Origin of the sequence: Flavobacterium weaverense (assembly GCF_003688495.1) — a bacterium.
Taxonomy (GTDB): domain Bacteria; phylum Bacteroidota; class Bacteroidia; order Flavobacteriales; family Flavobacteriaceae; genus Flavobacterium; species Flavobacterium weaverense.
In genome coordinates this window covers 572,048-593,458 of the sequence record NZ_REFH01000009.1, presented here as the reverse complement: position 1 = coordinate 593,458, position 21,411 = coordinate 572,048, and the positions used below count along the sequence as shown (strand labels likewise).

The window sequence follows — 21,411 nt, the reverse complement described above, 5'->3', positions numbered from 1 at the left end:
TTGTCTAGAAATGTTTTTTAAATCGAGTTTAAGTGAAATTTACTTGTTGGAATTTATATAAAGATGGAAGATAATTTTAGAATGGTTGCCAAAACCTTTTTTGGTTTTGAAGAGATATTAGCAAAAGAATTGCAAATGTTAGGCGCGCAAAACGTCGAGCAAGGTGTACGAATGGTAAGTTTTAAAGGCGATAAAGGTTTTATGTATAAAGCAAATTTAGCTTTGCGTACAGCTTTAAAAATCCTAAAGCCTATTTATTTTTTTAAGGCTAATAATGAACAAGCTTTATACAAGGGAATATCAGGTGTAAACTGGTCAAAATTGATTGGTGCAAACCAAACTTTTGTAATTGATACCACTGTACATTCTGAATACTTTAATCACTCCGAATTTGTATCTCAAAAATGTAAAGACGCTATCGTGGATCAGTTTAGAGAAAGAACAGGTCAGCGTCCAAGCATTGATAAAGTACATCCTGATCTACGTATTAATATTCATATTGATAAAGACCAAGTTTCAGTTGCATTAGATACTTCTGGAAATGCTTTGAATCAACGTGGTTATAGAACAGCAACAAATATTGCACCTATAAACGAAGTATTAGCCGCTGGAATTTTATTGCTTTCTGGTTGGGATGGACAAACTGATTTTTTAGATCCAATGTGTGGTTCAGGAACTTTTCTTGCTGAAGCAGCAATGATTGCTTGTAATATCCCTGCAAATATTAATCGTAAGGAATTTGCATTCGAAAAATGGAATGATTGGGATAATAATTTGTTTGATGCTATTTCAGATAGTTTGTTGAAACGCGTACGCGAATTTCATCATACTATAAAAGGATATGACAAGGCACCAAGTGCAGTTCAAAAAGCAAAAGACAATATCAAAAACGCTAATCTTGAAGATTATATTACTATCGAAGAGAATAATTTCTTTGATACTGAAAAATCGACTGAAGGTAAATTACATTTAGTTTTTAATCCACCTTATGATGAGCGATTGGATATTCACATGGAAGAGTTTTACAAAAACATAGGTGACACTTTGAAGAAAAATTATCCGGGAACAAATGCTTGGATGATTACTGCAAACTTAGAAGCACTTAAATATGTTGGTTTAAAACCTTCCAGAAAAATCAAACTTTTCAACGCAGGCTTAGAAGCAAGATTAGTGAAATACGCGATGTATGAAGGAAGTAAGAGAACAAAGTTTAATCCTGTAAACGAAGACATCGAAAAAGAATAATTATTTATCCTATTTCGACTATTCAACATAAGAACTGATATAATGACTAAATTACAAATAAGAGCTTTTATATACCAATTAGGGTGTTTCGCAATATTATTTATTTCTGCAAGATATCTCGTGGGAAGATATACAAATCTAACTGGATTTTGGATTCCGCTAACGGCTTTTGTCATAGGAACACTTTTATCTCCAAAATTTCATGCATTGAAAACCAAAGATGGAGAGAAGTTTTACATGAAGTGGATTTTTATGAAAGGTGTTCGGGAAATAGGTTAATTTTTTACATTAAAAATAGCTTCAAAAAAAAATGAGATGATTTCGCAAAGAAGTCATCTCATTTTTTTTACACTATTACATTTTATAAGTAAAATTACTATTTAGCCTTTTCAGTTTTGATATTAATAGCTGGTTTTACTTTCTTTTTATAAATAGGAACGAAGTAGGTAACAGTATAGTTAAAACCGACTCCAAAACTACCATCGTAAGTTCTATTAAATCCAGGAATATATAGGTTCGAAAAATTTTCTGGTTCTTTGTTTGTTATCAATCGGTTTAATCTCAAACTGAAACCCATAAAAACATTATTAAAAACTTTAGCTTTTACTCCAGCTACGACTTCAATCCAACTCGCGGATAATCCATCAAATTTTTTACCAGAAGCGATAACAGGAATTTCTCCAAAATATGGATTTGAATTATAAACTTTATAGCTATTCAATTGTTGATTGAATGTACTAAAACCATATCGAAGACCAATAGAAATAATGTTTTCCATGTCTAGCCAGTTTTCGTAAGCGTTGTAATCAAAACCAGCTTTGATATAGGAACCTTTTGTCGTAAAATTTACACGATCATCATCAGTGGTTTTATTTTCGTTCCCTAATTCGGCAGCTAGAAAATATTTTTTCGTGAGTCGGTAATCACCCACTAATTCAATTCCCTTGTAATTTTTATCATATAAAGCACGAGTAAGTTTATAAATATCAACTCCAACTCGTACACCATAACGATCAGTTTTTACAGGAATAGAATCGCTCTTTTTTACAATAGGCTCAAGGTTGACTAAAGTTAAAGGTGCATCAGGAATTTGCTGACTATCATCACTAGTTTTACTTTTACTAATTTCTGTAGGATTTGTTTTTTCTTGTTTCGGTTTTGGAGTAGTTTCTTGTGCTTGCGCCAAAGTGATCGATAGAACGAGAAAAAAACTAAAAAAAGATTTTAATGTGTGTTTCATTTTCGTTTTCTATATTATTTTTTTCCACTGATATAAATTTGATCCACTTTTGATTAGCAGCAATTGGGTCTGTATGCGTGTAAGGAGTCGTTGGGTCTAAAGTGAAAATTGATTTGTAGCCACAAGCTCTTGATACAAAAACTTCCTTTGTAGTATAATCAAATTTAATAATATCCTCATCAACCAATGCCGCGTTTGAATTACCTGAATTCAATGTTAATCGATAAGTTGTAGTCGTTCCAACAGTTTTTAATGGAATTGAAATCGTATTTGCATTAGTCGTTTCTGCTCCATTAAAAAGAACACCTTTTGCCATTCCATCTCCTATAACTTTTAAATCGGTTACGTTTTTCAATAATGAAGGATTTAGAAAATCATAAAACCCAATCACTAATCTTGGTGTCGTAGGTGTATTTGCATCACAAATATCATCTTTCTCACAACCAGAAAAAGATAGCGCTAAAACAAATAGAAATAAAATTATTTTTTTCATAAATTAAACGTTCAGTGTTCAGTGTTAAGTGTTCAATAATTAGTGTTCAGATTGTTGAAACTGAATACTGTTGCTGAGCACTGCCAACTATTTTCTTCTCTCTAAAAGCACTACATTTTCAACGTGATGCGTTTGCGGAAACATATCAACAGGACGCACTCTGGTTACTTTATATTTCTCATCCATTAACGCTAAATCGCGCGCTTGTGTAGCAGAGTTACAACTTACGTAAACCACTTTTTCAGGAGCAATCTTCATAATTTGTTCAATAACATCTTTATGCATTCCGTCTCTTGGTGGATCTGTGATAATAACATCAGGATGTCCGTGTTGTGCAATAAAATCATCGTTAAATACGACTTTCATATCACCTACATAGAACTCGCAATTTGTAATTTCATTGCGTTCTGCATTTAACTTAGCATCTTTGATCGCTTCTGGAACACTTTCGACACCTATTACTTTCTTAGCTTTTTTAGATACAAACTGAGCAATAGTTCCCGTTCCAGTGTATAAATCGTAAACAATTTCATTTCCTGTTAATCCAGCAAAATCTCTTGTTATTTTGTATAATTCGTATGCTTGATCAGAATTGGTTTGATAGAAAGATTTAGCATTAATACTAAATTTTAAACCTTCCATTTCTTCTAAAATGTAATCTCTTCCTTTGTATAATTTAATATCAGTATCATACAAAGTATCGTTTGCTTTGCTGTTTATCACGTATTGTAAAGAAGTAATTTGCGGGAATTTCTCGTAGATATGATTTAAAAGTAATTCTCTATTAGCTTTATCATTTTCAAAAAACTGAATCAATACCATGATTTCACCAGTGGAAGATGTTCGCAACATTAAAGTTCGTAACAAACCTTCATGCGCTCTTGGATTAAAAAAAGTTAAGCCATGCTCATTTGCAAAAGAACGAACTTCGTTTCTAATTGCATTAGAAGGATCTTCTTGTAAATGACATTTATTGATGTCTAGAATTTTATCCCACATTTTCGGAATATGGAAACCTAGCGCATTTCTATTTCCTAAATCTTCAGTACTTCCAATCTCAGCTTCTGTTAACCAACGGCTATTAGAAAACGAAAATTCCATCTTATTTCTGTAGAAAAACTGTTTTTCGGAACCTAAAATTGGCTCAAATTCAGGAAGTTCTACTTTCCCTATGCGTTGTAAATGATTTAATACTTCATTTTGTTTATAGTACAACTGTTGGCTGTACTTCATATTCTGCCATTTACAACCACCACAAACACCAAAATGTTCGCAAATAGGTTCGATTCTATGCTCAGAATATTCATGAAAATGAATTGCTTTTCCTTCGTAATATGCTTTACGTTTTTTAAACGTTTGCACGTCCACTACGTCGCCAGGAACGACATTAGGAATAAAAACTACTTTTCCATCGGGAGCCTTTGCTACCGAAACGCCTTTTGCACCAGCATCAAGGACTTTTATTTGATGAAAGACAACTTTGTCTGTATTTTTCTTAGCCATGGCGCAAAAATAAGCCTTTGATTGGTTTTATAAATTCAAAATGTCAACTATTTTCAAAAAGTAGTATTTTTATTTGGGCCTTATCCTGCTTTCCGCTACAAATCTTCATTAATTTAAGCTGCAACGCTACGTCAGTAAAGGAGCTTCCACTGGTCGCTCTTTACTAACAAGAGTTGCAAAGCTTTAATTAATGGAGTTTTTCCACTGCAATCAGGGGCAGGGATTGTGCTTTCAAACAATTTTTAGACACAATCTATATTTCCAACTTTAAATTTTATGAAGTAAGTGATAATTATACTTTAATTTAAAATTGGTTTTTGAATAGTTATGGCACTCAAACTTCTAAAATCTCTTCCAGAAGGCTCTTCAAAAACTTCCAGTTGGAATTGAGAAGCAATGGTTAATAAATGATCAAAAATATCTGATTTTACTGCTTCGTGCTTTGCCCATTCCTTATCATGCGTAAAACAATATATTTCTAACGGCATTCCTTGAGAAGTAGGATCGAGTTGTCTCACCATAGTTGCCATTTCGCAATTAATATGTGGATTTGAAAGAATGTAATTTTCAGCATAAATTCTAAAAATACCAATATTTGTAAGACTTTTAAAATTAACTTCATCAGAATCTTCATTAAACAGCGAAGAATTGCATTTCTTTATTTCTTCTTCTTTTTTAATGATGTACTCTTTGATGAGCGCGTATTTTTTGAATTCAGTAAGCATTTCTTTATCACAGAAACAAAAGCTACTTACCTTAAGATATATTGATCTTTTTATTCTTCGTCCCCCTGAATTGCTCATTCCACGCCAGTTCTTGAAGGAATCATTGATAAATGCATATGTTGGAATTGTAGTTATCGTTTTATCCCAGTTTTGAATTTTGACTGTGGATAAATTAATAGACATTACATCACCATCTGCATCATATTTTGGCATAGCAATCCAGTCTCCAACACGTACCATATCATAAACCGACATTTGTACACTAGCGACAAAACCTAAGATTGTGTCTTTGAAAATTAATAATAAAATAGCAGTCATAGCTCCCATAGCTCCAAGAAAGTATAGTGGACTTTTACCTAACATTAGAGATAGAATTAAAATGCCTCCTATAAAATAAACTACAATATTAAGAACTTGAATGTAGCTAGTAATGGGTTTGTCTTTAAAAATCAATGATTTAGACATGATTTCATTGATTACAGCTAGCAACGCAATAACGGTCCAAATAATTACTAGCAAAACGACCATCGTAGTGAATGTAACTATATACTTTGAAATTGTAGGGTAGTCCGCTAATATAGAGGGCAAAGTGAAAATGACAATTTCTGCTGGGATAATGAAAGCAAGTTTATCAAATATTTTTTTCTGAATTAAGATATCATCCCACGTAATTTTAGTCTTTACAAAAAGTCTATTAATTGATGTAACAATTAATTTTTTAGTTATCAACCAAGAAATGTAGCAAATGATTAGTAGTCCAAAAAGTAGTATAGGAATAGAAATATAAACAGCAACTTTAGGTTCGATGTTAAAATAATCAGTTAACCATTTGGTGTCAAACTTTATAAGGAATTGTATTTTAATAAGTGAATTCATTGTTTTTGCTATGATTTATAGCAAAGGTAACATTCAAAATTCAAGCGAGCGGTAGATCGAGAGTATTGGCTTTAACTTAACATTAAAGTACATTTTATGATGTAAAAAATTGTTAGAATTATTATGAGGTTAAATAATATAAAATTTACGTATCAAAACCATTTCAAAAAATAGTTTTGATAATTTGCAATGTATTTTATTATAAGTTTAGATTTTTATACTAACGCCTTCAATATAGATGTGAAAAGAAGTTGATACTTTTATCGTATTGAAAAAGATGTTTTATTTTCTACTCAAAGCTAACATAATTGCTTTCTCAGCAAGTGGTTGCATAACTTGGTATCCACTTTTATTGGGATGCACGCCATCATCAGATAATTCTTTTTTAAGTCCCTGACAATCGTCTACCATAGAACTGTAATAATCAATGAATTCAATTTTATTTGCAAAAGCATAATCTTTAAGAATCTCGTTCAGTGTTTTTATTTTCTCAATTGGTTCTTGATTTGGTCTCCAGTGAAAATCAAAAGCCGGCAAAACCGAACAAAGAATAACTTTTATTTTATTTGCTTTAGCGATATCAATCATTGAGAAAATATTATCAGTAATCATTGCAATAGTTGAGAAACCGGTATTTCCAGCAATGTCATTTATACCTGCGAGAATTACAACTACAGTAGGTTTTAAAGCGATGACATCGGCTCTAAAACGAATCAGCATTTGTGGTGTTGTTTGTCCACTAATTCCCCGATTAACGTATTTTTTGTCGGCAAAAAAATTGGGATCGACAGTACTCCAAAATTCAGTTATAGAGTCCCCAAAAAAGATAACTCGTTCATCTTCTTGCTTAAGGAGCGGAAGAATACTATTCTTTTCTCTATATTTCTTTAGGTTGGGCCAATCTTGACTCTGAAAGTTATCTGCCATAGTATCGAAGTTTGAAAATTATATTTTTTTTAATTCCGTTTAAACTTAATTTTTAAATTATATTTTTCGATGAAGATCGTAGTTATTGTAGCGTCAAAAAAATAAATTCAAACAATGTTAAACAGTTTATAAATGTAGCTAAATAGGCATGTATCGTATATAGTTTATCTCTATATTTACGAAAAAAGAAGTAGAATGAAATTATATCAGAAATTATCTACAATTAGTTTTTTAAAAAAGAGCTATGCTTTTAAATTTCTTTTTGTGGCATTTATTGGAATCCACATTCCGCTAATAGGAATGCTATTTTATGTGCTTTATGGCAGTAATAATATTTCGGCAAATACAATATTAATTGTGGCGCTCGTTATGACATTGATCGCGAGTGCCGCTACATTATATTTTTTAAAGCATTTAATTAAGCCAATTGAAATTGCCTCTAAAGCTCTAGATAACTACAGAAATGAGCGAGAAGTTCCATCTTTGCCCGTAGGTTTTACTGATGAAGCAGGTTTACTAATGTGCAATATTCAAAAATCGATTCTAGAGAATGAGCGATCTTTAAATGATAATCAAGATCTAATTTATTTGCTTTCACACGACTTTAAAAACTTCACTGGAAATTCGCAAGGTTTGGCCGAACTTATTTTGGATGAAAATCCTTCAGAAACAGTGCAAGAATATGCTCAATTAATTAAAAAGAGTACTACCCAGCAGTTTGTTTTTATAGAAATTTTTATAAAACTAATGAAAGATGAGGAAGAACTTTTAAATCGTCCCTTAAAGGTGAATACTATCAATTTGCGCTCAATTTTTGATATTGTACTTATACAAGCCGCTCCAAAATTAATTTCGAAAAAAATACACTTAACCCCTATTTTCGAAATTGACGAAGTGCTTTTAACAATCGAAGAGGATTTGTTGGTTAGAGTTTTGGTAAACTTGATTGATAACGCGATAAAGTTTTCTTACCCAGAAAGCAAAATCCAATTTAAAGCAAGTATGATTGATGGTAAAATTGGACTTGTAGTTTCTGATTCCGGGATTGGTTTTGACCGAAAATATAAAGAAGAGCTGTATAGAAAGTTTACCACTAGAAGTAGGGTTGGTACTTCAAACGAACCTTCAACTGGAATTGGATTGTACTTATGTAAAAAAATAGTTGAGAAATATCAAGGAAATTTGACCTTAGATAGTGCTGGAGTCAATTTAGGATCAACTTTTTCTATACTTTTTAATAATATGAAATAAGTGTAATTATACTTTAAAATTTCGTTAAAAAGCGTGTTTTTAAAAGAAAAGTAGGATTAAATGAGCTAAATTTGAGAGAAGATAGATTTTTAAGGGTTATGTTTTTTTACTTTAAGCAAAAAAATGTTCACAATCTTTTTAGAATCTAAATTTATACCAACAATACATTTAAGTTAATTCATTTAAAAATAAAGTTATTATGAAAAGAAATGCAACAGCAGTTTGGAATGGTTCATTAAAAGAAGGAGACGGAAAAATAAGTACCCAAAGTACAACTTTACAGGATACACAATATTCATTTAAATCACGCTTTGAAGAGGGTGTTGGTACAAATCCAGAGGAGCTAATAGCCGCAGCGCATGCAGGATGTTTTACGATGCAGCTTTCCGCTTATTTAACTGAAGAAGGTTTTGAAGTAGGAAGTATTGAAACAAAATGTGATATTGATTTAGTAGATTTTACAGTTATTAGTTCACATTTGACTGTTAATGCTAGTGTAAAAGGAATTTCTGATGAAGCATTTCAGCAGCAAGTTACAAAAGCAGAGAAAAACTGTCCTATTTCGAAATTATTAAATGCAGAAATTTCTACAACTGCAACATTGAAATAAATTTAAATTTTTATTATAAAAAAAGCTTGGTTTTACTAAAACCAAGCTTTTTTGTTTTCAACTTAAGGATTAAAGTTAATCAAACAGGTCTGAAGATAAATAACGGTCACCGCGGTCGCAAATAATAGCAACTATCACTCCTGATTCTAGAGTATTTGCTATTTTGATAGCAGCAGCAACTGATCCGCCGCTACTCATTCCAGCAAATATACCTTCCTCCAGCGCTAATCGTTTTGTCATCGCACGAGCTTCTTTTTCTGAAACTTCTATTATTGTGTCTACTTTTGATGCGTCAAATATTTTTGGCAAATATTCTTGAGGCCATTTTCTAATTCCTGGAATTTGAGATCCATCACTAGGTTGAGCTCCTACGATTTGAATATTAGAATTTTGTTCTTTTAGATAGGTCGAAGTTCCTATAATTGTTCCGGTTGTTCCCATCGCTGCCACAAAATGAGTTACAGTTCCATCAGTATCTTTCCACACTTCTGGACCGGTTGTATTATAATGTGCTTTCCAATTGTCATCATTTGCAAATTGATTCAGCATAATGTAACCACCTTCAGCTACTTTTTTATCTGCATAGTCTCTCGATCCAATGATTCCTGTACTAGCAGGTGTCAAGATAACTGTAGCGCCGTAAGCTCGCATTGTTTGGGTGCGTTCCTTAGTCGAATCTTCAGGTAATACTAATTCTATCTCTATGTTGAATAATTGGGCTATCATCGCTAGCGCAATACCTGTATTTCCGCTTGTAGCTTCTATTAGTTTATCACCTTTTTTGATTTCGCCTCTTTCCATTGCCGATTTGATCATGAAATAAGCAGCTCGATCTTTTACACTTCCTCCAGGATTATTTCCCTCTAATTTTAATAGAAGTTTTACATTTTTATTTTTTACCAATTTGGTAGATTCCACTAAAGGAGTATTACCAATTAAGTCAATTATTTTTTGCGATTTCATCGTATTCTCTTTAATTTCAATTTGATAATTGCATTACTAAACTCTCAATAATTCCAGCTATTATTACTAATAATTTTCAGTTAAATTACTTCACTTATCTATTCATAACGCTTAAAACAAAGGTATTGAAGTAATTTGGAAAACATGGAATGGGATTAAAGAATATATACAGAAAAATTTCCTCCATTATTATTTAAATTATTTCTCGTAATAATTTATACATTTAGTATTTATAAGATAACTTACTAATATGGTTCTCTTAAAATTAGCCAATAAATGAACTACTATGAAAAATGACTCAACTTTTATAAGTGATGTTTCTAAAAAGGAATTTCCTATTTCCGACAGAATTTCTGCAAAAACTGTACGCGACCCTATTTTTACGCTGATACAAGCGGATTATCCTGATTTTGATGAAAATAAATTTCTTTCTATTGAAGAACTTAATATGTATAGAGAGAAATATATTTCTAATTATCTATCGGTTGAAATAGGGGAGTTTTCAAACTTGGAAAATAAAGTAATTGGTTCGCTAAAGGCGGATGTGTCATTAGTTAATACTGTAGAAGACGAAATAGGTTATAGAACCATAGGACAAAAAGTTGCTGATACAGTAGCTGCTTTTGGCGGAAGCTGGAAATTTATCATAATGTTTGGTATTTTTATTTTATTGTGGATTTTGGCAAACATCTACACTCTTTTAGATAAAGGTTTTGATCCTTATCCTTTCATTTTGCTGAATTTAATATTATCATGTTTAGCGGCACTTCAAGCACCAGTGATTATGATGAGTCAAAATCGCCAAGAAGAGAAAGATAGAGAAAGAGCCAAGAAAGATTATATGATCAACTTAAAATCGGAATTGGAAATAAGGATGCTACATGAAAAACTGGATCATTTAATTATGCATCAGCAAGAAGAATTGATCGAAATTCAAAAAGTACAAATCGAAATGATGAACGACATTTTATCTAGAATTAAATAAGTTTTTAACAAGAGTAAAAATGAAATTAATCTTAGCAGTAGTTTTTAAAAACATAACCTACAATCATAAATGTTCCGTTTAAAATTGCCGAAAACAGAAGTGATTTTTTATAATTTCTGGAGGTGTCAAAATGATTTAATCCAAGAATTAAAAGAAATAAAAAAGTCGTAAAAAGTGCTGGATACATTTTAAAAGATCCAGAAATATCGCCTTGTAAAAGCAGAAAAAAACTTCGCTGAAATCCGCAACCTAAACACTCTATTCCAAAGAGTGTTTTGCTTAAACAAGGGAACATATATTTTTCTAAATCCAACAGTTTTATTTTTTACAATTTTACAATAAATTAACTAAGCATTGAAATAATAAAGAGGTAATTTTAAATTCATTACTTTTGGAATCTGATATTTTAAAAGATGAAAAAGTTTCTAATTCCCATAATGATAGTAGCCATATTAGTGGCGCTATACCAACAGGCGAGTGCTGAAAAAAACGTTTATATAATGGTTGGCGCAATTGCAGTTTTCATGTTTGGCATGATGCAATTGAGCGCAAAAACACCAAGTAAGAATCAAGATAAAGAAGATGACAATGTATAAAAAAGGGGATAAAGTTTCGGTACTTGATGAAGCGATGGATGGAGTAGTGCTGTCAGTGCAAGGCGACCAAATCACAATAGAAACACAGGATGGATTTGTGATGACATTTTTTGTCAATGAATTACTTAAAATAAACGATTCCAGTAACTTACTTGATTCTATTAGAAGATTTGATGTAAGTGAAATTTCTAAGGAAAAAGAAATTCCAAAAGCTCGAAGTTTTGTAAAAGAGAAGAAATCTAAGCATGAAATTCCTGCTCCAGAATTTGATTTGCACATAGAAAAATTAGTTCCTAACAAACGTGGAATGTCAAATTATGACATTCTTACATTACAAACTGATACGGCTAAACGTCACATTGAATTTGCAATTAGAAATAGAATTCCCAAGATAGTTTTTATTCACGGCGTTGGTGAAGGAGTGTTAAAAGCAGAGCTAGATTTCTTGTTAGGAAGATACGATAACATTGCTTTTGTAGAGGGTAATTATCAAAAATATGGTCAAGGTGCCACCGAAGTTTTTATAAAACAAAGCGCGATGTAATTTGCTACATCTATTTTTAGATTAAAAAAGAGGTCCAATTTTAAACTGAAATTCACATAGAAAATTCAGTTTAAAATAAGACCTTTTACTATTTATTGGGAGCAGTTCTAATGCTATTATATACGTTATTTATAAGCCTAATTAGTGGTTAGTAATTCACCATAAATGTAATTATCACCTAAAAGAAAATCGCTATTTCCTTTCTTTAATTTTCCTTTTTTTATGACGATAGTATGCTTGAATCCATTTCCAAAAATTGTAGTTGTTACCTCGATGATTCCAGTTGTATTTGCTACTCCGGGTACTGCAATCCATTCCTCAATAATTGCAGGAGTTGCTGGATAAACACTATTACAAAAGTAGTCATCGGTTAATAAGCCAGAGAATAATCTATACGTTAGTTTATTTTTCATATCTGATATCAAACCTGTTCTCGGAGCGTTTAACTGTGTAGCTGTATTAACAATTAGTGCTGGATCAATATCTAATATTAGCGCTTCGCTACTGTTCTTGTCGTAAACTTGTTTAGTGGAAGGACATTGCTTTAAAACTTTTGTAAAAGCTAATGGTAATGCTGTTGCGCTTACAACCAAGTCACCAAAAGTAAACGTCTCGTATACTTGAGTTTTACCGTCGCTTTTATTAAATGTGATGTTTTTAAAAGTAATATTATGGTTATAACCCGTAATTTTAGAGCTATTATCAGTATCCTTTACAGTTTTGACCGCTGTAGTATTTATAATTATTTTGCCTCCAGTTGCTGACCACTGATCTGTTACAACAGGAATAGCCGGTGGAATAGCGTCACAGATTGTAGCAGATGTAACCTTGTTATTATAAAAACGATAAATTAAACGGTTGGACTCACTTACGTTTAGTGTTTGAGTTGTAGTCTCTGTTGGAAAATTAATTCCAGTGGCGTTAAAAATTAAAGCCTCACTGTCTTTTACTTTATAAAGTAGCGAATTTGATGCGCATTGCTGCACGCCAACAGTGTCAAAGCTAATGTCTTCTTGTATTAAATCTCCGTCGTCGCAACTGTTTAAACACAAAGTAAAAATCAATAAACCAATTATTCTTTTCATTTTTATAATATTTCTAACAAAAATAGAATTTTTAATTTGTTCCAAATGGAATACCCTTTAAAATTAGATTATTTAACATCAAATTGTGTTTGTTACGCACTTAAAATTTGAGAAGAATTATTACTTATTTTTATATTCAAGAACGATTTGAAACGTGTTAAAGCAGAATGAAATCAGTATATTTGCAGCAATTTAATACTTCTTATGCCAGTTAATAAATATTATTCGGCTGCTTTTATAGCATTCTTTCTCTGGGGTTTTTTTAGTTTCGCTTTAAAACCATTGCATAATTACGCTTCACTTGATATTCTTTTTTACCGTGTGTTTTTTAGTGTATTGACGATGGTAACGATCAACCTTGCTTTCCGAAGAAACGTATTAAGGAAAGATTGGAGACAATTTAAAAGTAGCACCTTGCGACAAAAGAGAAGTGTAATATCTCTAACTCTGGGAGGAGCTGTCTTTCTTATTTTAAATTGGTTTGTTTTTATTTATGTGGTCAATCATGTCAGCGTTAAAGCAGCATCTTTAGCGTACTTAATATGCCCAATTCTAACTACAGTCTTCGCTTTCTTTATTTTGCAAGAGAAATTAAGTAAAATACAATGGATAGCTGTTATGATCAGTCTTTTTAGCTGCGTCTTATTGTCATTTAATCATTTTACCGATATATTCTACAGTCTTATAGTCGCCACAACCTATGCTCTTTATCTTGTTAGTCAACGAAAAAATAGCCAAATGGATAAATTTTTAGCGTTAACAATACAGTTGCTTTTTACAGCTGTAGTTATTCTTCCTTTTTATCCTAGTTACAGCGGCGCGCTTCCTACAGAACCTTTATTTTATGCTTGTATGTTTTTTGTTGTGGTGTTTTTTACGATAATCCCACTGTTTTTAAATTTGTATGCACTTAAAGGAATCAATTCTTCAGCGGTAGGGATTATGCTTTATATTAATCCTATAATAACGTTTTTAGTAGCGATTTTTTATTACAATGAACAAGTCAGCACATTACAATTATTTTCCTATTTTTTAATTTTAATTTCGATAGTGGTCTTTAATGCCAAAGCTTTATTCTCCCGCAGAATACTACTATTGAACAAAAAGTAGTTTTTTTTAATGCTTTATAATAAAACAAAATGAAAAATATATATCTCGATAATGCCTCAACGACGGCACTTCGGCCTGAAGTAATTCAAGAAATGACTAAGGTATTAGCAGAAGATTATGGTAACCCTTCTTCAACTCATAGCTTAGGACGCAAGTCTAAAAGTGTTTTAGAACTTTCAAGAAAATCAATTGCACAAAATTTAAATGCGACTGCACAAGAGATTATTTTTACTTCTTGCGGCACAGAAGCTAATAACTGGATTCTTCGTTCGGCTGTCAAGGATTTACAAGTGACGCGAATAATCACTAGTAGAATGGAACATCATGCGGTTTTGTACACTGCATTGGTTTTACAAAAAGAATTTGATATTAAAATAGATTATGTAAACGTCAAAGCAAGCGGAGAAATTGATATCACTCATTTAGTGGAATTGTTATCTCACGACGAGAAAACGCTGGTGAGTTTGATGCATGTTAATAATGAGACTGGTACTATTTTAGATTTAGAACGCGTTGGTATAATTTGTAAAGAACATGCTGCTTTGTTTCATTCGGATACCGTACAATCCATTGGTAAAATAGAAATAGATTTACAGATAACAGCAGTTGATTTTATCGTTGCAAGTGCTCATAAATTTCACGGACCTAAAGGTGTCGGTTTTACCTTTATTCGAAAAAATTCTGGTATCCAACCATTATTTTTTGGTGGAGAGCAAGAAAAAGGATTACGCGCTGGAACTGAGGCTTTGCATCAAATTGCAGGAATGGCAAAAGCGTTAGAGTTATCCTATACCAACTTGGAAACAGAAAAAAGTCATATTTTAGACCTAAGAGAATATCTTTTATCCAAATTAGAAATAGAGTTTCCAGATTATAAAGTAAATGGAGATGTTGATGGCTTTTACACTATTTTAAACGTACTATTACCTTTTCCCGAAGATAAAACAGCAATGATTTTATTTCATTTAGATATGAAGGGAATCGCAGTTTCTAGAGGAAGTGCTTGCCAGTCAGGAAGTATAAAGCCTTCCCACGTTTTATTAGAAATGCTTTCAGATCAAGATTTAAAAAAACCAAGTTTAAGAATTTCTTTTAGTCATTTTAATAAACTGCAAGATATCGATGCTCTTATCGAAGCTTTAAAAACGATATAAAGAATTAATTATAAATAGAAAACCCAAATTAGTAAAATTCTAATTTGGGTTTTCTATTTATTAAGAATTAGTGCGTGATAATTATTTTAATATATTTTACGCTAATTCTTCCTTTCTTCGGTGTTTTTCGAAAGGCTCTTAGTGAATATTGATTCTATAAAGATATTTTTTACGGTTATATTGCAAAAGATTTTCTTTGCTCATCTGCATCTGTAATGTATATTAAATAAACTTTTCACTAAAATAAAAGTGATTCAAAATTTTCCAAAATCAAAATTTACTCTTTTTATATTTTTAAAGCAGATCAGAACAATCTAACTTTCGTAAAGTCTAAGTCTATTTTTTAAAGATTGTAATTCACTTTGTAATCCATCTAATTTTTGTAACATGTTCAAAACAACGTCTATTCCTTCTAAATTAACTTCTAAATCTTGATGAATATGAATCATTTTTTCAATTTCGTAAATTGCGTCTAAATCGATATACGAACTGCTTTCGATCTTTATTATTTCTAATCGGCCCATTTCACTAAGTTTTGTAAAAAATGACATTTCAACTTCATAATAGGAACATAGGTCTGGGATTGGTATTAATTTTTCTATATTCATGAGGTTTTTAATTTTGCAAGTTCAGTAAATAATTCTTTTTCCTTTTCAGAGAGATTTGTTGGAATTTTTATTTGATAAGTAATATATAAGTCTCCAAATTCTCCCTCTTTTTTATAAACAGGAAATCCTTTTCCTTTCAATTTGACTTTACTTCCGTTTTGAGTTCCAGGTTTTAAAATTAGTTTTACTTTCCCGTTAAAAGTGTCTGCAGTGATTTCTCCGCCTAGTATTGCAGTATATAAATCCACATCGACGGTAGTATACAAATTATGTTTCTCTAATTTGAAATTAGTGTGATTTTCAATGGAGAAAGTAATGTATAAATCACCTTTTGGCCCGTTAGAAGATCCTTCGCCACCTAATCCGCTGATTTTTATTTGTTGGCCGTTCTCAACTCCTGCAGGAATTGTAATTCTGATATTTTTACCATTTATAGTTAAAGTTCGTTTGTGAGTGGCGAAAACATCTTTTAAATCTAATTGTAGTTCAGCGTTAAAATCTTGTCCTTTAAATTGTGTTGTTCTACGACCGCCATTGCCTTGAGTGCGACCACCAAACATAGATTCGAAAAAATCAGAAAAGTCTGCACCTTCATTGAAACCTCCTTGTTGACCATTGCCTTGATATTGCTGTTGCTGCTGTGTCGATTTTTCATATTGCTCTCCATGCTGCCAGTTTTCACCGTAAGCGTCGTACTTTTTTCTGTTTTCGACGTGGCTCAAAACTTCATTTGCCTCGTTTAATTCTTTAAATTTCTTTTCGGCTTCCTTGTCATTTGGATTTAAATCAGGATGGTATTTACGAGCAAGTTTGCGATACGCTTTTTTAATCTCAGCTTCTGTCGCTTTTTTATCTATTTCAAGAATTTTATAATAGTCAATAAATGCCATTTTGTTTTTATTTATTTCGGTTTATAGAAAACAGAGTGAGGTCATGTTAAAAATTTGCGTTCTCTTGTTCCAAATTTAATCAATTTTTTAATTAAAGGACTTTATAAATCAGAGAATTACAGTTAGATCATACTCGTTAAATGATATAGAAAACTTCAATAGGTTGTTTTATTTAGTTGTTTGGAAACGATTCGTTTTTAAGTTTACTATGCGCAAGTAGAAAGTTCTCTTTACGGTTGTAAGTCTCTTCAAGGATTAATTACGAACATAAATTTGATTTTTTCGAATGAGAGATACTAGCAAAATAAAATTTAAAACGTAAACTTCTAATCGCTCTATTTTCTAAATTTTAATTTTTTTAAGGTACGAGAAAGTTTTAAAAATAGTCTTACTTCAATCTACGGAATGAATAGTTTTTATTTTAAATTGCATGTATTAATAGCTCTCATTATAGCTTAAATAGGAGTAAAAAGATATAATAAGAAAAAGTACGAATAATAACTGCTGCTCTTTTCCGTATTTGGTAAAGAATAACGTGTTAAGTCACTGTTTAATTCAAAAATAATTTTATTTTTGTAAGGCAACCGTTTATTTAAGCAGCAAAGAACTTATAGTAGTGGCAGAGATCATTATTGTCTAATCTGCGTAATTTATCGAGATTGCAGTTCACTTTTACAAAACAGCCCCAAGTTAATGAAAAAGTATCCTATACCTGAAAATGAAGTTAAAAGATTAGAAGCGCTCAAAAAGTACTCCGTTATGGATACTTTGTCTGAGAAGGAATACGATGCAATTACGCAACTTGCCTCTTTTATTTGCAAAACTCCAATCGCTTTAGTGAGTCTTATTGACGAAGATCGTCAATGGTTTAAATCAAGATTTGGTATCGATGCCACTGAAACACCAAGAGAGATTTCATTTTGTCAATATACCATTATGGGTGACGAAGTATTTGAAGTTCCAAATGCTACTGAAGACCTATTATTTTCAGACAATCCCTTAGTAACAGGTAATCCTGATATTCGTTTTTATGCTGGTGCTCCACTACGCACTAAAGAAGGCTTGAATATGGGTTCGCTATGTGTTATTGACACGGAACCAAAAAATCTATCTGATGAGCAAAAAAATGCTTTAAAGCTTTTAGCGGATCAGGTTGTTACTTTACTAGATTCTCGAATGAAACATTCAGATTTTCTTGAATCTCAGAAAGAATTACAGAATTTCATTGAGCTTTCTAAAGACTTAGTTTGTATAGCAAATGTCAATGGTCTGTTTTACAAAGTTAATCCAGCATTTACAAAAGTTTTAGGTTATTCGAAAGAAGAGTTGGAAGGTACTGCTTTTGTTGATTTCGTCCATCCTGATGATTTAGCTGATACATCAAAGGAAGTTGAGAAACTGGTAACAGGAGAATTAACTGTTAGTTTTGTAAATCGTTTTAGATGTAAAAATGGAGATTATATTGCATTAAGCTGGAATACATCTCCAGATCCCATCACTGGAAATCTATATTGCATCGCTCGAAATGTAACAGAGGAAAAAGCAGCGGAACAAAATCTTATTGACCGTGCTAATTTACTAAATGAGTCACAAAATATTGCGAAAATTGGTAGCTGGAAATATACTATAAAGTCCCATGATCTTATTTGGTCAGAAGGGCATTATCAAATATTTGAAATGGATAATTTGCCTGCTGATCAATTGTTTCAAGCTTTTAAAAATAGAATTCATCCAGATGATCTGGAAAAGATGGATAAAAGCACTGAGAACGCCATTAAAATAGGTGAAAGTTTCAAGATTAAATATAGAATTGTTCTGAATGATGGAAGTATAAAACATATTTTGGAGATTGGCCAACCCTTTAAAAACGAAAAGGGAGAAGTTATAGAGCTTAAAGGAATTATTCAAGATATAACTGAAATTACAGTTGCAGAGCAAGAACTTATTAGAAAATCAAAAGAAATTAGAGATATTCGTTCCGCTCTTGATGAATCCGCTATAGTCTCTATTTCTGATAAAAATGGATTGTTAACATATGTGAATGAAAATTTCTGTACAGTTTCTAAATACGAGGAAGCAGAATTAATAGGAAAAAATCAGCGTGATATCACAGGATATTTTGTTAAAGTAGGTGCCAAAGCAATTTTAAATACAATAGTTAATGGTGATATTTGGAAAGGTGAAATTCGCAATTTAGCTAAAGATGGATCTTGCTATTGGGAAAGAATGACAATTGTTCCCTTTAAAGATGATCAAAATCGACCTTATCAATATATCTCCATCAGTACAGATATTACAGATCAAAAGATTGCAGAGGAAAATTTAACTAATGTGTTGAAAAATCTTGAAAAGAAGAATAAAGAACTGGATGAGTTTGCATACGTAGTTTCTCATGATTTAAAAGCGCCGTTACGAGCAATCAATAATCTAGCGGAATGGATTGTTGAGGACATGCCTACAATGCCACAGGATGTGAGTTCAAATTTTGACTTGCTTCGTGGCCGTGTTTTAAGAATGGAAAATTTAATTAATGGTGTTTTAGAATATTCTCGAATAGGTCGTGTTGAAATAGAACATGAAACGATTGATCTAAAATCCATGTTGCACCAAGTAATTGACTCTATCGTTCCTAAAACAGGATTTGAAGTTATTATCGGTGATGAATTTCCTATAATTGAATCAGAAAAAATACTTTTAGAGCAGGTTTTTAGCAACTTGATTAGTAATGCAGTGAAATATAATGATAAATTAATTGGAAAGATTGAATGTCATTATGAATCTTTACCGGGTTATCATCAGTTTACTGTAACTGATAATGGACCTGGAATCGCAGAGGAGTATCATCAAAAAGTATTTAAAATTTTTCAAACCATTGTAGCCCGCGATGTAAAGGAAAGTACGGGAGTTGGATTGTCAATAGTCAAGAAAATTATTGAAGAAAAAGGTGGAATAATTTATATTGAATCAGTAGAAAACGAGGGCTGTAGTTTCATATTTACATTCCCTAAATAGAATATAATGGAGGAATCTTTAAAAAATTGCCAAGAGGAATTGACCGCTTTAAAAAAAGAATACGATGAGTTTGTTTATATTGTTTCTCATGATATAAAATCGCCAATGAGAGCAATTTCAAATATAACAACTTGGATTGAAGAAGATTTAGAAAATGGATTGAGTGAGGATATTACAACCAATTTTGGATTGCTGAAAAACAGAGTCAACCGACTTGAAAATATGATGAATGGTTTGTTAGAGCTATCGCGTGTAGACAGAATGGATTTAGAGTTTTATGAAGTTAATATCCCTAAAATTATTGGAAACTGTATTGACTTGTTTAATAGTGATCCTAAGATTGAATTTGTTGTAAAGGCAAACCTCATCAAAGAAAACGTTGTAACTCTAGGCGCAAAGTTGCAAAAAGTAGTGCTGAATTTGATTGATAATGCGGTGCGATTTAATGATAAAGTTAATAAAAAAGTTAGCATCACTATTTTAGAAAGTGAAACGGATTATATAATCGAAATTACAGATAACGGTCCCGGTATTCCCGAAGAGGTAGCGCATAAAATATACTCTATTTTCTATACTGTAAATTCTAAAGATGTTGTGGACACTACTGGAGCAGGATTAGCAATTAGTTGTAAAATAATAAAATTAGTTGGAGGAAAAATTAAATACACAGAAGGTATAGAAAATGGTTCAATTTTTACACTAAATTGGCCTAAAAATATAATATTAAAAAGCTAAAATTATGAACCAGAAATTGGTAAACATTTTATTGGTCGAAGACGACGAAGTAGATGTAATGAATGTGAAAAGAGCATTCTCTAAAAATAATATAAAGAATCCGCTTTTTGTTGCTGGTAACGGTATTGAAGCTTTAGAGATGTTAGAAAATCAAATTATTCCGCTTCCAAAAATTATAATTTTAGATATAAATATGCCAAAAATGAATGGTATTGAATTTCTAAAAGTAATGAGGGAAAACGAAAAGCTTAAAAATATCTCCGTTTTTGTTATGACGACTTCAAATGAAGATTCAGACAAAATAAATGCTTACAATCTCAATGTAGCAGGATATATACTTAAACCATTGTCTTTTGAAAAGTTTCTGACTTCAGTTGCTACACTTAAGAATTTTTGGCAACTATGTGAAATGTAGGCATTAAAATCCATTTATGTTATGGCGAATATAAGTATCTTATTAGTTGACGATCGAGTAACTATTCTAGAGAGTATTAAAGGCTTCTTTTCAGACTTTGAAATAAAACCTACATTATATTCTGCTTGCAATGAAGATGAAGCGTTGTCAATGCTCGAGGGATCATGTAAAGTATTTCCCGTTCCTAAAATAGTCTTAATAGACGTAAATAGGACAAAAGATGAAGGTATGCATTTATTGAACACTTTAAGGAGTCATCCAGATTTAAAGTCAATGCTAGTCTTCGTAATCACTAATTCCGTTTCGCAGTCTAATAAATTAGCTGCATTAAATTTAAATATTGCAGGATATATACCAATAACTTTTGGAGTACAAGAGTTAAATAACTGTTTTTCTGTGCTAAATGATTATTGGAATATAATTGAGTTATAAGTTAAACCAACA

General features: G+C 31.6%; 23 protein-coding genes. 13 read left to right on the top strand and 10 right to left on the bottom strand.

Going from position 1 to position 21,411, the window contains the following annotated elements:
* Window positions 1-63 precede the first annotated feature (63 nt).
* The gene (locus BC961_RS09300; protein WP_121925565.1) at window positions 64-1,245 is read left to right on the top strand and encodes a THUMP domain-containing class I SAM-dependent RNA methyltransferase; all 1,182 of its coding nucleotides are present in this window, start codon (window positions 64-66) and stop codon (window positions 1,243-1,245) included.
* Window positions 1,246-1,287: 42 nt separating this feature from the next.
* Complete coding sequence (locus BC961_RS09295; RefSeq protein ID WP_121925564.1) at window positions 1,288-1,524, top strand: hypothetical protein; 237 nt, start codon at window positions 1,288-1,290, stop codon at window positions 1,522-1,524.
* 97 nt (window positions 1,525-1,621) lie between these two features.
* Here the strand turns inward: BC961_RS09295 and BC961_RS09290 are convergent, their stop codons facing one another.
* The 5 genes from BC961_RS09290 to BC961_RS09270 all read right to left on the bottom strand — a co-directional run bounded on the left by BC961_RS09290 (window position 1,622) and on the right by BC961_RS09270 (window position 7,009).
* Entirely contained in the window at window positions 1,622-2,485 is an 864-nt protein-coding gene (locus tag BC961_RS09290; protein ID WP_121925563.1) for a DUF6048 family protein, read from the bottom strand.
* On the bottom strand, window positions 2,457-2,978 hold the full coding sequence (locus tag BC961_RS09285) for a DUF6452 family protein (RefSeq protein ID WP_121925562.1): 522 nt from the start codon (window positions 2,976-2,978) through the stop codon (window positions 2,457-2,459). Before BC961_RS09285 ends, BC961_RS09290 begins: the two co-directional genes overlap by 29 nt.
* 87 nt (window positions 2,979-3,065) lie before the next feature.
* The gene (rlmD, locus tag BC961_RS09280; RefSeq protein WP_121925561.1) at window positions 3,066-4,481 is read right to left on the bottom strand and encodes a 23S rRNA (uracil(1939)-C(5))-methyltransferase RlmD; all 1,416 of its coding nucleotides are present in this window, start codon (window positions 4,479-4,481) and stop codon (window positions 3,066-3,068) included.
* Window positions 4,482-4,780: 299 nt separating this feature from the next.
* Window positions 4,781-6,082 (bottom strand): mechanosensitive ion channel family protein, encoded by a 1,302-nt coding sequence (locus tag BC961_RS09275; protein WP_121925560.1) that lies wholly within the window; start codon window positions 6,080-6,082, stop codon window positions 4,781-4,783.
* 282 nt (window positions 6,083-6,364) lie between these two features.
* Entirely contained in the window at window positions 6,365-7,009 is a 645-nt protein-coding gene (locus BC961_RS09270) for an SGNH/GDSL hydrolase family protein (protein ID WP_121925559.1), read from the bottom strand.
* 195 nt (window positions 7,010-7,204) lie between these two features.
* Here BC961_RS09270 and BC961_RS09265 point away from each other — a divergent pair, with 195 nt between their 5' ends.
* Entirely contained in the window at window positions 7,205-8,260 is a 1,056-nt protein-coding gene (locus tag BC961_RS09265) for a sensor histidine kinase (RefSeq protein ID WP_121925558.1), read from the top strand.
* Between the two features lie 199 nt (window positions 8,261-8,459).
* Window positions 8,460-8,870 carry an OsmC family protein gene (locus BC961_RS09260; protein WP_121925557.1) on the top strand — a complete coding sequence of 137 codons (411 nt, stop codon included), beginning with the start codon at window positions 8,460-8,462 and terminating at the stop codon, window positions 8,868-8,870.
* 75 nt (window positions 8,871-8,945) lie between these two features.
* Here the strand turns inward: BC961_RS09260 and cysM are convergent, their stop codons facing one another.
* Window positions 8,946-9,833 (bottom strand): cysteine synthase CysM, encoded by an 888-nt coding sequence (cysM, locus tag BC961_RS09255; RefSeq protein WP_121925556.1) that lies wholly within the window; start codon window positions 9,831-9,833, stop codon window positions 8,946-8,948.
* 286 nt (window positions 9,834-10,119) lie between these two features.
* Here cysM and BC961_RS09250 point away from each other — a divergent pair, with 286 nt between their 5' ends.
* Window positions 10,120-10,818, top strand: coding sequence for a DUF1003 domain-containing protein (locus BC961_RS09250; protein WP_121925555.1), 699 nt, complete (start codon window positions 10,120-10,122; stop codon window positions 10,816-10,818).
* A 31-nt stretch (window positions 10,819-10,849) separates the two neighbouring features.
* Here BC961_RS09250 and BC961_RS09245 read toward each other — a convergent pair whose 3' ends face one another.
* Complete coding sequence (locus BC961_RS09245; protein WP_121925554.1) at window positions 10,850-11,131, bottom strand: DUF2752 domain-containing protein; 282 nt, start codon at window positions 11,129-11,131, stop codon at window positions 10,850-10,852.
* Window positions 11,132-11,231: 100 nt separating this feature from the next.
* Here BC961_RS09245 and BC961_RS09240 point away from each other — a divergent pair, with 100 nt between their 5' ends.
* On the top strand, window positions 11,232-11,414 hold the full coding sequence (locus BC961_RS09240; RefSeq protein ID WP_121925553.1) for a hypothetical protein: 183 nt from the start codon (window positions 11,232-11,234) through the stop codon (window positions 11,412-11,414).
* Entirely contained in the window at window positions 11,407-11,958 is a 552-nt protein-coding gene (locus BC961_RS09235) for a Smr/MutS family protein (protein WP_121925552.1), read from the top strand. The genes BC961_RS09240 and BC961_RS09235 overlap by 8 nt, the downstream gene beginning before the upstream one ends.
* Window positions 11,959-12,095: 137 nt before the next feature.
* On the opposite strand, the gene BC961_RS09230 is transcribed toward BC961_RS09235, so the two are convergent.
* Window positions 12,096-13,043 (bottom strand): hypothetical protein, encoded by a 948-nt coding sequence (locus BC961_RS09230; protein WP_147440539.1) that lies wholly within the window; start codon window positions 13,041-13,043, stop codon window positions 12,096-12,098.
* A gap of 204 nt (window positions 13,044-13,247) precedes the next feature.
* Between BC961_RS09230 and BC961_RS09225 the strand changes: the two genes are divergently transcribed.
* A complete protein-coding gene (locus BC961_RS09225; protein ID WP_121925550.1) occupies window positions 13,248-14,153 on the top strand; it encodes an EamA family transporter in 906 nt (301 codons plus the stop codon).
* Window positions 14,154-14,182: 29 nt separating this feature from the next.
* Complete coding sequence (locus BC961_RS09220) at window positions 14,183-15,307, top strand: cysteine desulfurase family protein (protein ID WP_121925549.1); 1,125 nt, start codon at window positions 14,183-14,185, stop codon at window positions 15,305-15,307.
* 314 nt (window positions 15,308-15,621) lie between these two features.
* On the opposite strand, the gene BC961_RS09215 is transcribed toward BC961_RS09220, so the two are convergent.
* Both BC961_RS09215 and BC961_RS09210 read right to left on the bottom strand, forming a co-directional pair.
* Window positions 15,622-15,915 (bottom strand): chaperone modulator CbpM, encoded by a 294-nt coding sequence (locus BC961_RS09215; protein ID WP_121925548.1) that lies wholly within the window; start codon window positions 15,913-15,915, stop codon window positions 15,622-15,624.
* Window positions 15,912-16,805 carry a J domain-containing protein gene (locus tag BC961_RS09210; RefSeq protein WP_121925547.1) on the bottom strand — a complete coding sequence of 298 codons (894 nt, stop codon included), beginning with the start codon at window positions 16,803-16,805 and terminating at the stop codon, window positions 15,912-15,914. The genes BC961_RS09215 and BC961_RS09210 overlap by 4 nt, the downstream gene beginning before the upstream one ends.
* 693 nt (window positions 16,806-17,498) lie before the next feature.
* On the opposite strand from BC961_RS09210, the gene BC961_RS09205 reads away from it, so the two are divergent.
* Genes BC961_RS09205 through BC961_RS09190 form a run of 4 tightly spaced genes read left to right on the top strand, consistent with a single transcriptional unit; the run spans window position 17,499 to window position 21,399 of the window.
* A complete protein-coding gene (locus BC961_RS09205; protein WP_121925546.1) occupies window positions 17,499-19,817 on the top strand; it encodes a PAS domain S-box protein in 2,319 nt (772 codons plus the stop codon).
* Window positions 19,818-19,823: 6 nt separating this feature from the next.
* The gene (locus BC961_RS09200) at window positions 19,824-20,552 is read left to right on the top strand and encodes a sensor histidine kinase (protein WP_121925545.1); all 729 of its coding nucleotides are present in this window, start codon (window positions 19,824-19,826) and stop codon (window positions 20,550-20,552) included.
* Between the two features lie 4 nt (window positions 20,553-20,556).
* Window positions 20,557-20,967, top strand: coding sequence for a response regulator (locus BC961_RS09195; protein ID WP_121925544.1), 411 nt, complete (start codon window positions 20,557-20,559; stop codon window positions 20,965-20,967).
* 21 nt (window positions 20,968-20,988) lie between these two features.
* Window positions 20,989-21,399 carry a response regulator gene (locus BC961_RS09190; RefSeq protein WP_245980868.1) on the top strand — a complete coding sequence of 137 codons (411 nt, stop codon included), beginning with the start codon at window positions 20,989-20,991 and terminating at the stop codon, window positions 21,397-21,399.
* The last annotated feature ends 12 nt before the right edge of the window (window positions 21,400-21,411 follow it).

Coding starts and splice junctions, on each gene's coding strand:
- BC961_RS09300 (WP_121925565.1), top strand. CDS start 64: ATGGAAGATAATTTTAGAATGGTTGCCAAAACCTTTTTTGGTTTTGAA.
- BC961_RS09295 (WP_121925564.1), top strand. CDS start 1,288: ATGACTAAATTACAAATAAGAGCTTTTATATACCAATTAGGGTGTTTC.
- BC961_RS09290 (WP_121925563.1), bottom strand. CDS start 2,485: ATGAAACACACATTAAAATCTTTTTTTAGTTTTTTTCTCGTTCTATCG.
- BC961_RS09285 (WP_121925562.1), bottom strand. CDS start 2,978: ATGAAAAAAATAATTTTATTTCTATTTGTTTTAGCGCTATCTTTTTCT.
- rlmD (WP_121925561.1), bottom strand. CDS start 4,481: ATGGCTAAGAAAAATACAGACAAAGTTGTCTTTCATCAAATAAAAGTC.
- BC961_RS09275 (WP_121925560.1), bottom strand. CDS start 6,082: ATGAATTCACTTATTAAAATACAATTCCTTATAAAGTTTGACACCAAA.
- BC961_RS09270 (WP_121925559.1), bottom strand. CDS start 7,009: ATGGCAGATAACTTTCAGAGTCAAGATTGGCCCAACCTAAAGAAATAT.
- BC961_RS09265 (WP_121925558.1), top strand. CDS start 7,205: ATGAAATTATATCAGAAATTATCTACAATTAGTTTTTTAAAAAAGAGC.
- BC961_RS09260 (WP_121925557.1), top strand. CDS start 8,460: ATGAAAAGAAATGCAACAGCAGTTTGGAATGGTTCATTAAAAGAAGGA.
- cysM (WP_121925556.1), bottom strand. CDS start 9,833: ATGAAATCGCAAAAAATAATTGACTTAATTGGTAATACTCCTTTAGTG.
- BC961_RS09250 (WP_121925555.1), top strand. CDS start 10,120: ATGAAAAATGACTCAACTTTTATAAGTGATGTTTCTAAAAAGGAATTT.
- BC961_RS09240 (WP_121925553.1), top strand. CDS start 11,232: ATGAAAAAGTTTCTAATTCCCATAATGATAGTAGCCATATTAGTGGCG.
- BC961_RS09235 (WP_121925552.1), top strand. CDS start 11,407: ATGTATAAAAAAGGGGATAAAGTTTCGGTACTTGATGAAGCGATGGAT.
- BC961_RS09230 (WP_147440539.1), bottom strand. CDS start 13,043: ATGAAAAGAATAATTGGTTTATTGATTTTTACTTTGTGTTTAAACAGT.
- BC961_RS09225 (WP_121925550.1), top strand. CDS start 13,248: ATGCCAGTTAATAAATATTATTCGGCTGCTTTTATAGCATTCTTTCTC.
- BC961_RS09220 (WP_121925549.1), top strand. CDS start 14,183: ATGAAAAATATATATCTCGATAATGCCTCAACGACGGCACTTCGGCCT.
- BC961_RS09215 (WP_121925548.1), bottom strand. CDS start 15,915: ATGAATATAGAAAAATTAATACCAATCCCAGACCTATGTTCCTATTAT.
- BC961_RS09210 (WP_121925547.1), bottom strand. CDS start 16,805: ATGGCATTTATTGACTATTATAAAATTCTTGAAATAGATAAAAAAGCG.
- BC961_RS09205 (WP_121925546.1), top strand. CDS start 17,499: ATGAAAAAGTATCCTATACCTGAAAATGAAGTTAAAAGATTAGAAGCG.
- BC961_RS09200 (WP_121925545.1), top strand. CDS start 19,824: ATGGAGGAATCTTTAAAAAATTGCCAAGAGGAATTGACCGCTTTAAAA.
- BC961_RS09195 (WP_121925544.1), top strand. CDS start 20,557: ATGAACCAGAAATTGGTAAACATTTTATTGGTCGAAGACGACGAAGTA.
- BC961_RS09190 (WP_245980868.1), top strand. CDS start 20,989: ATGGCGAATATAAGTATCTTATTAGTTGACGATCGAGTAACTATTCTA.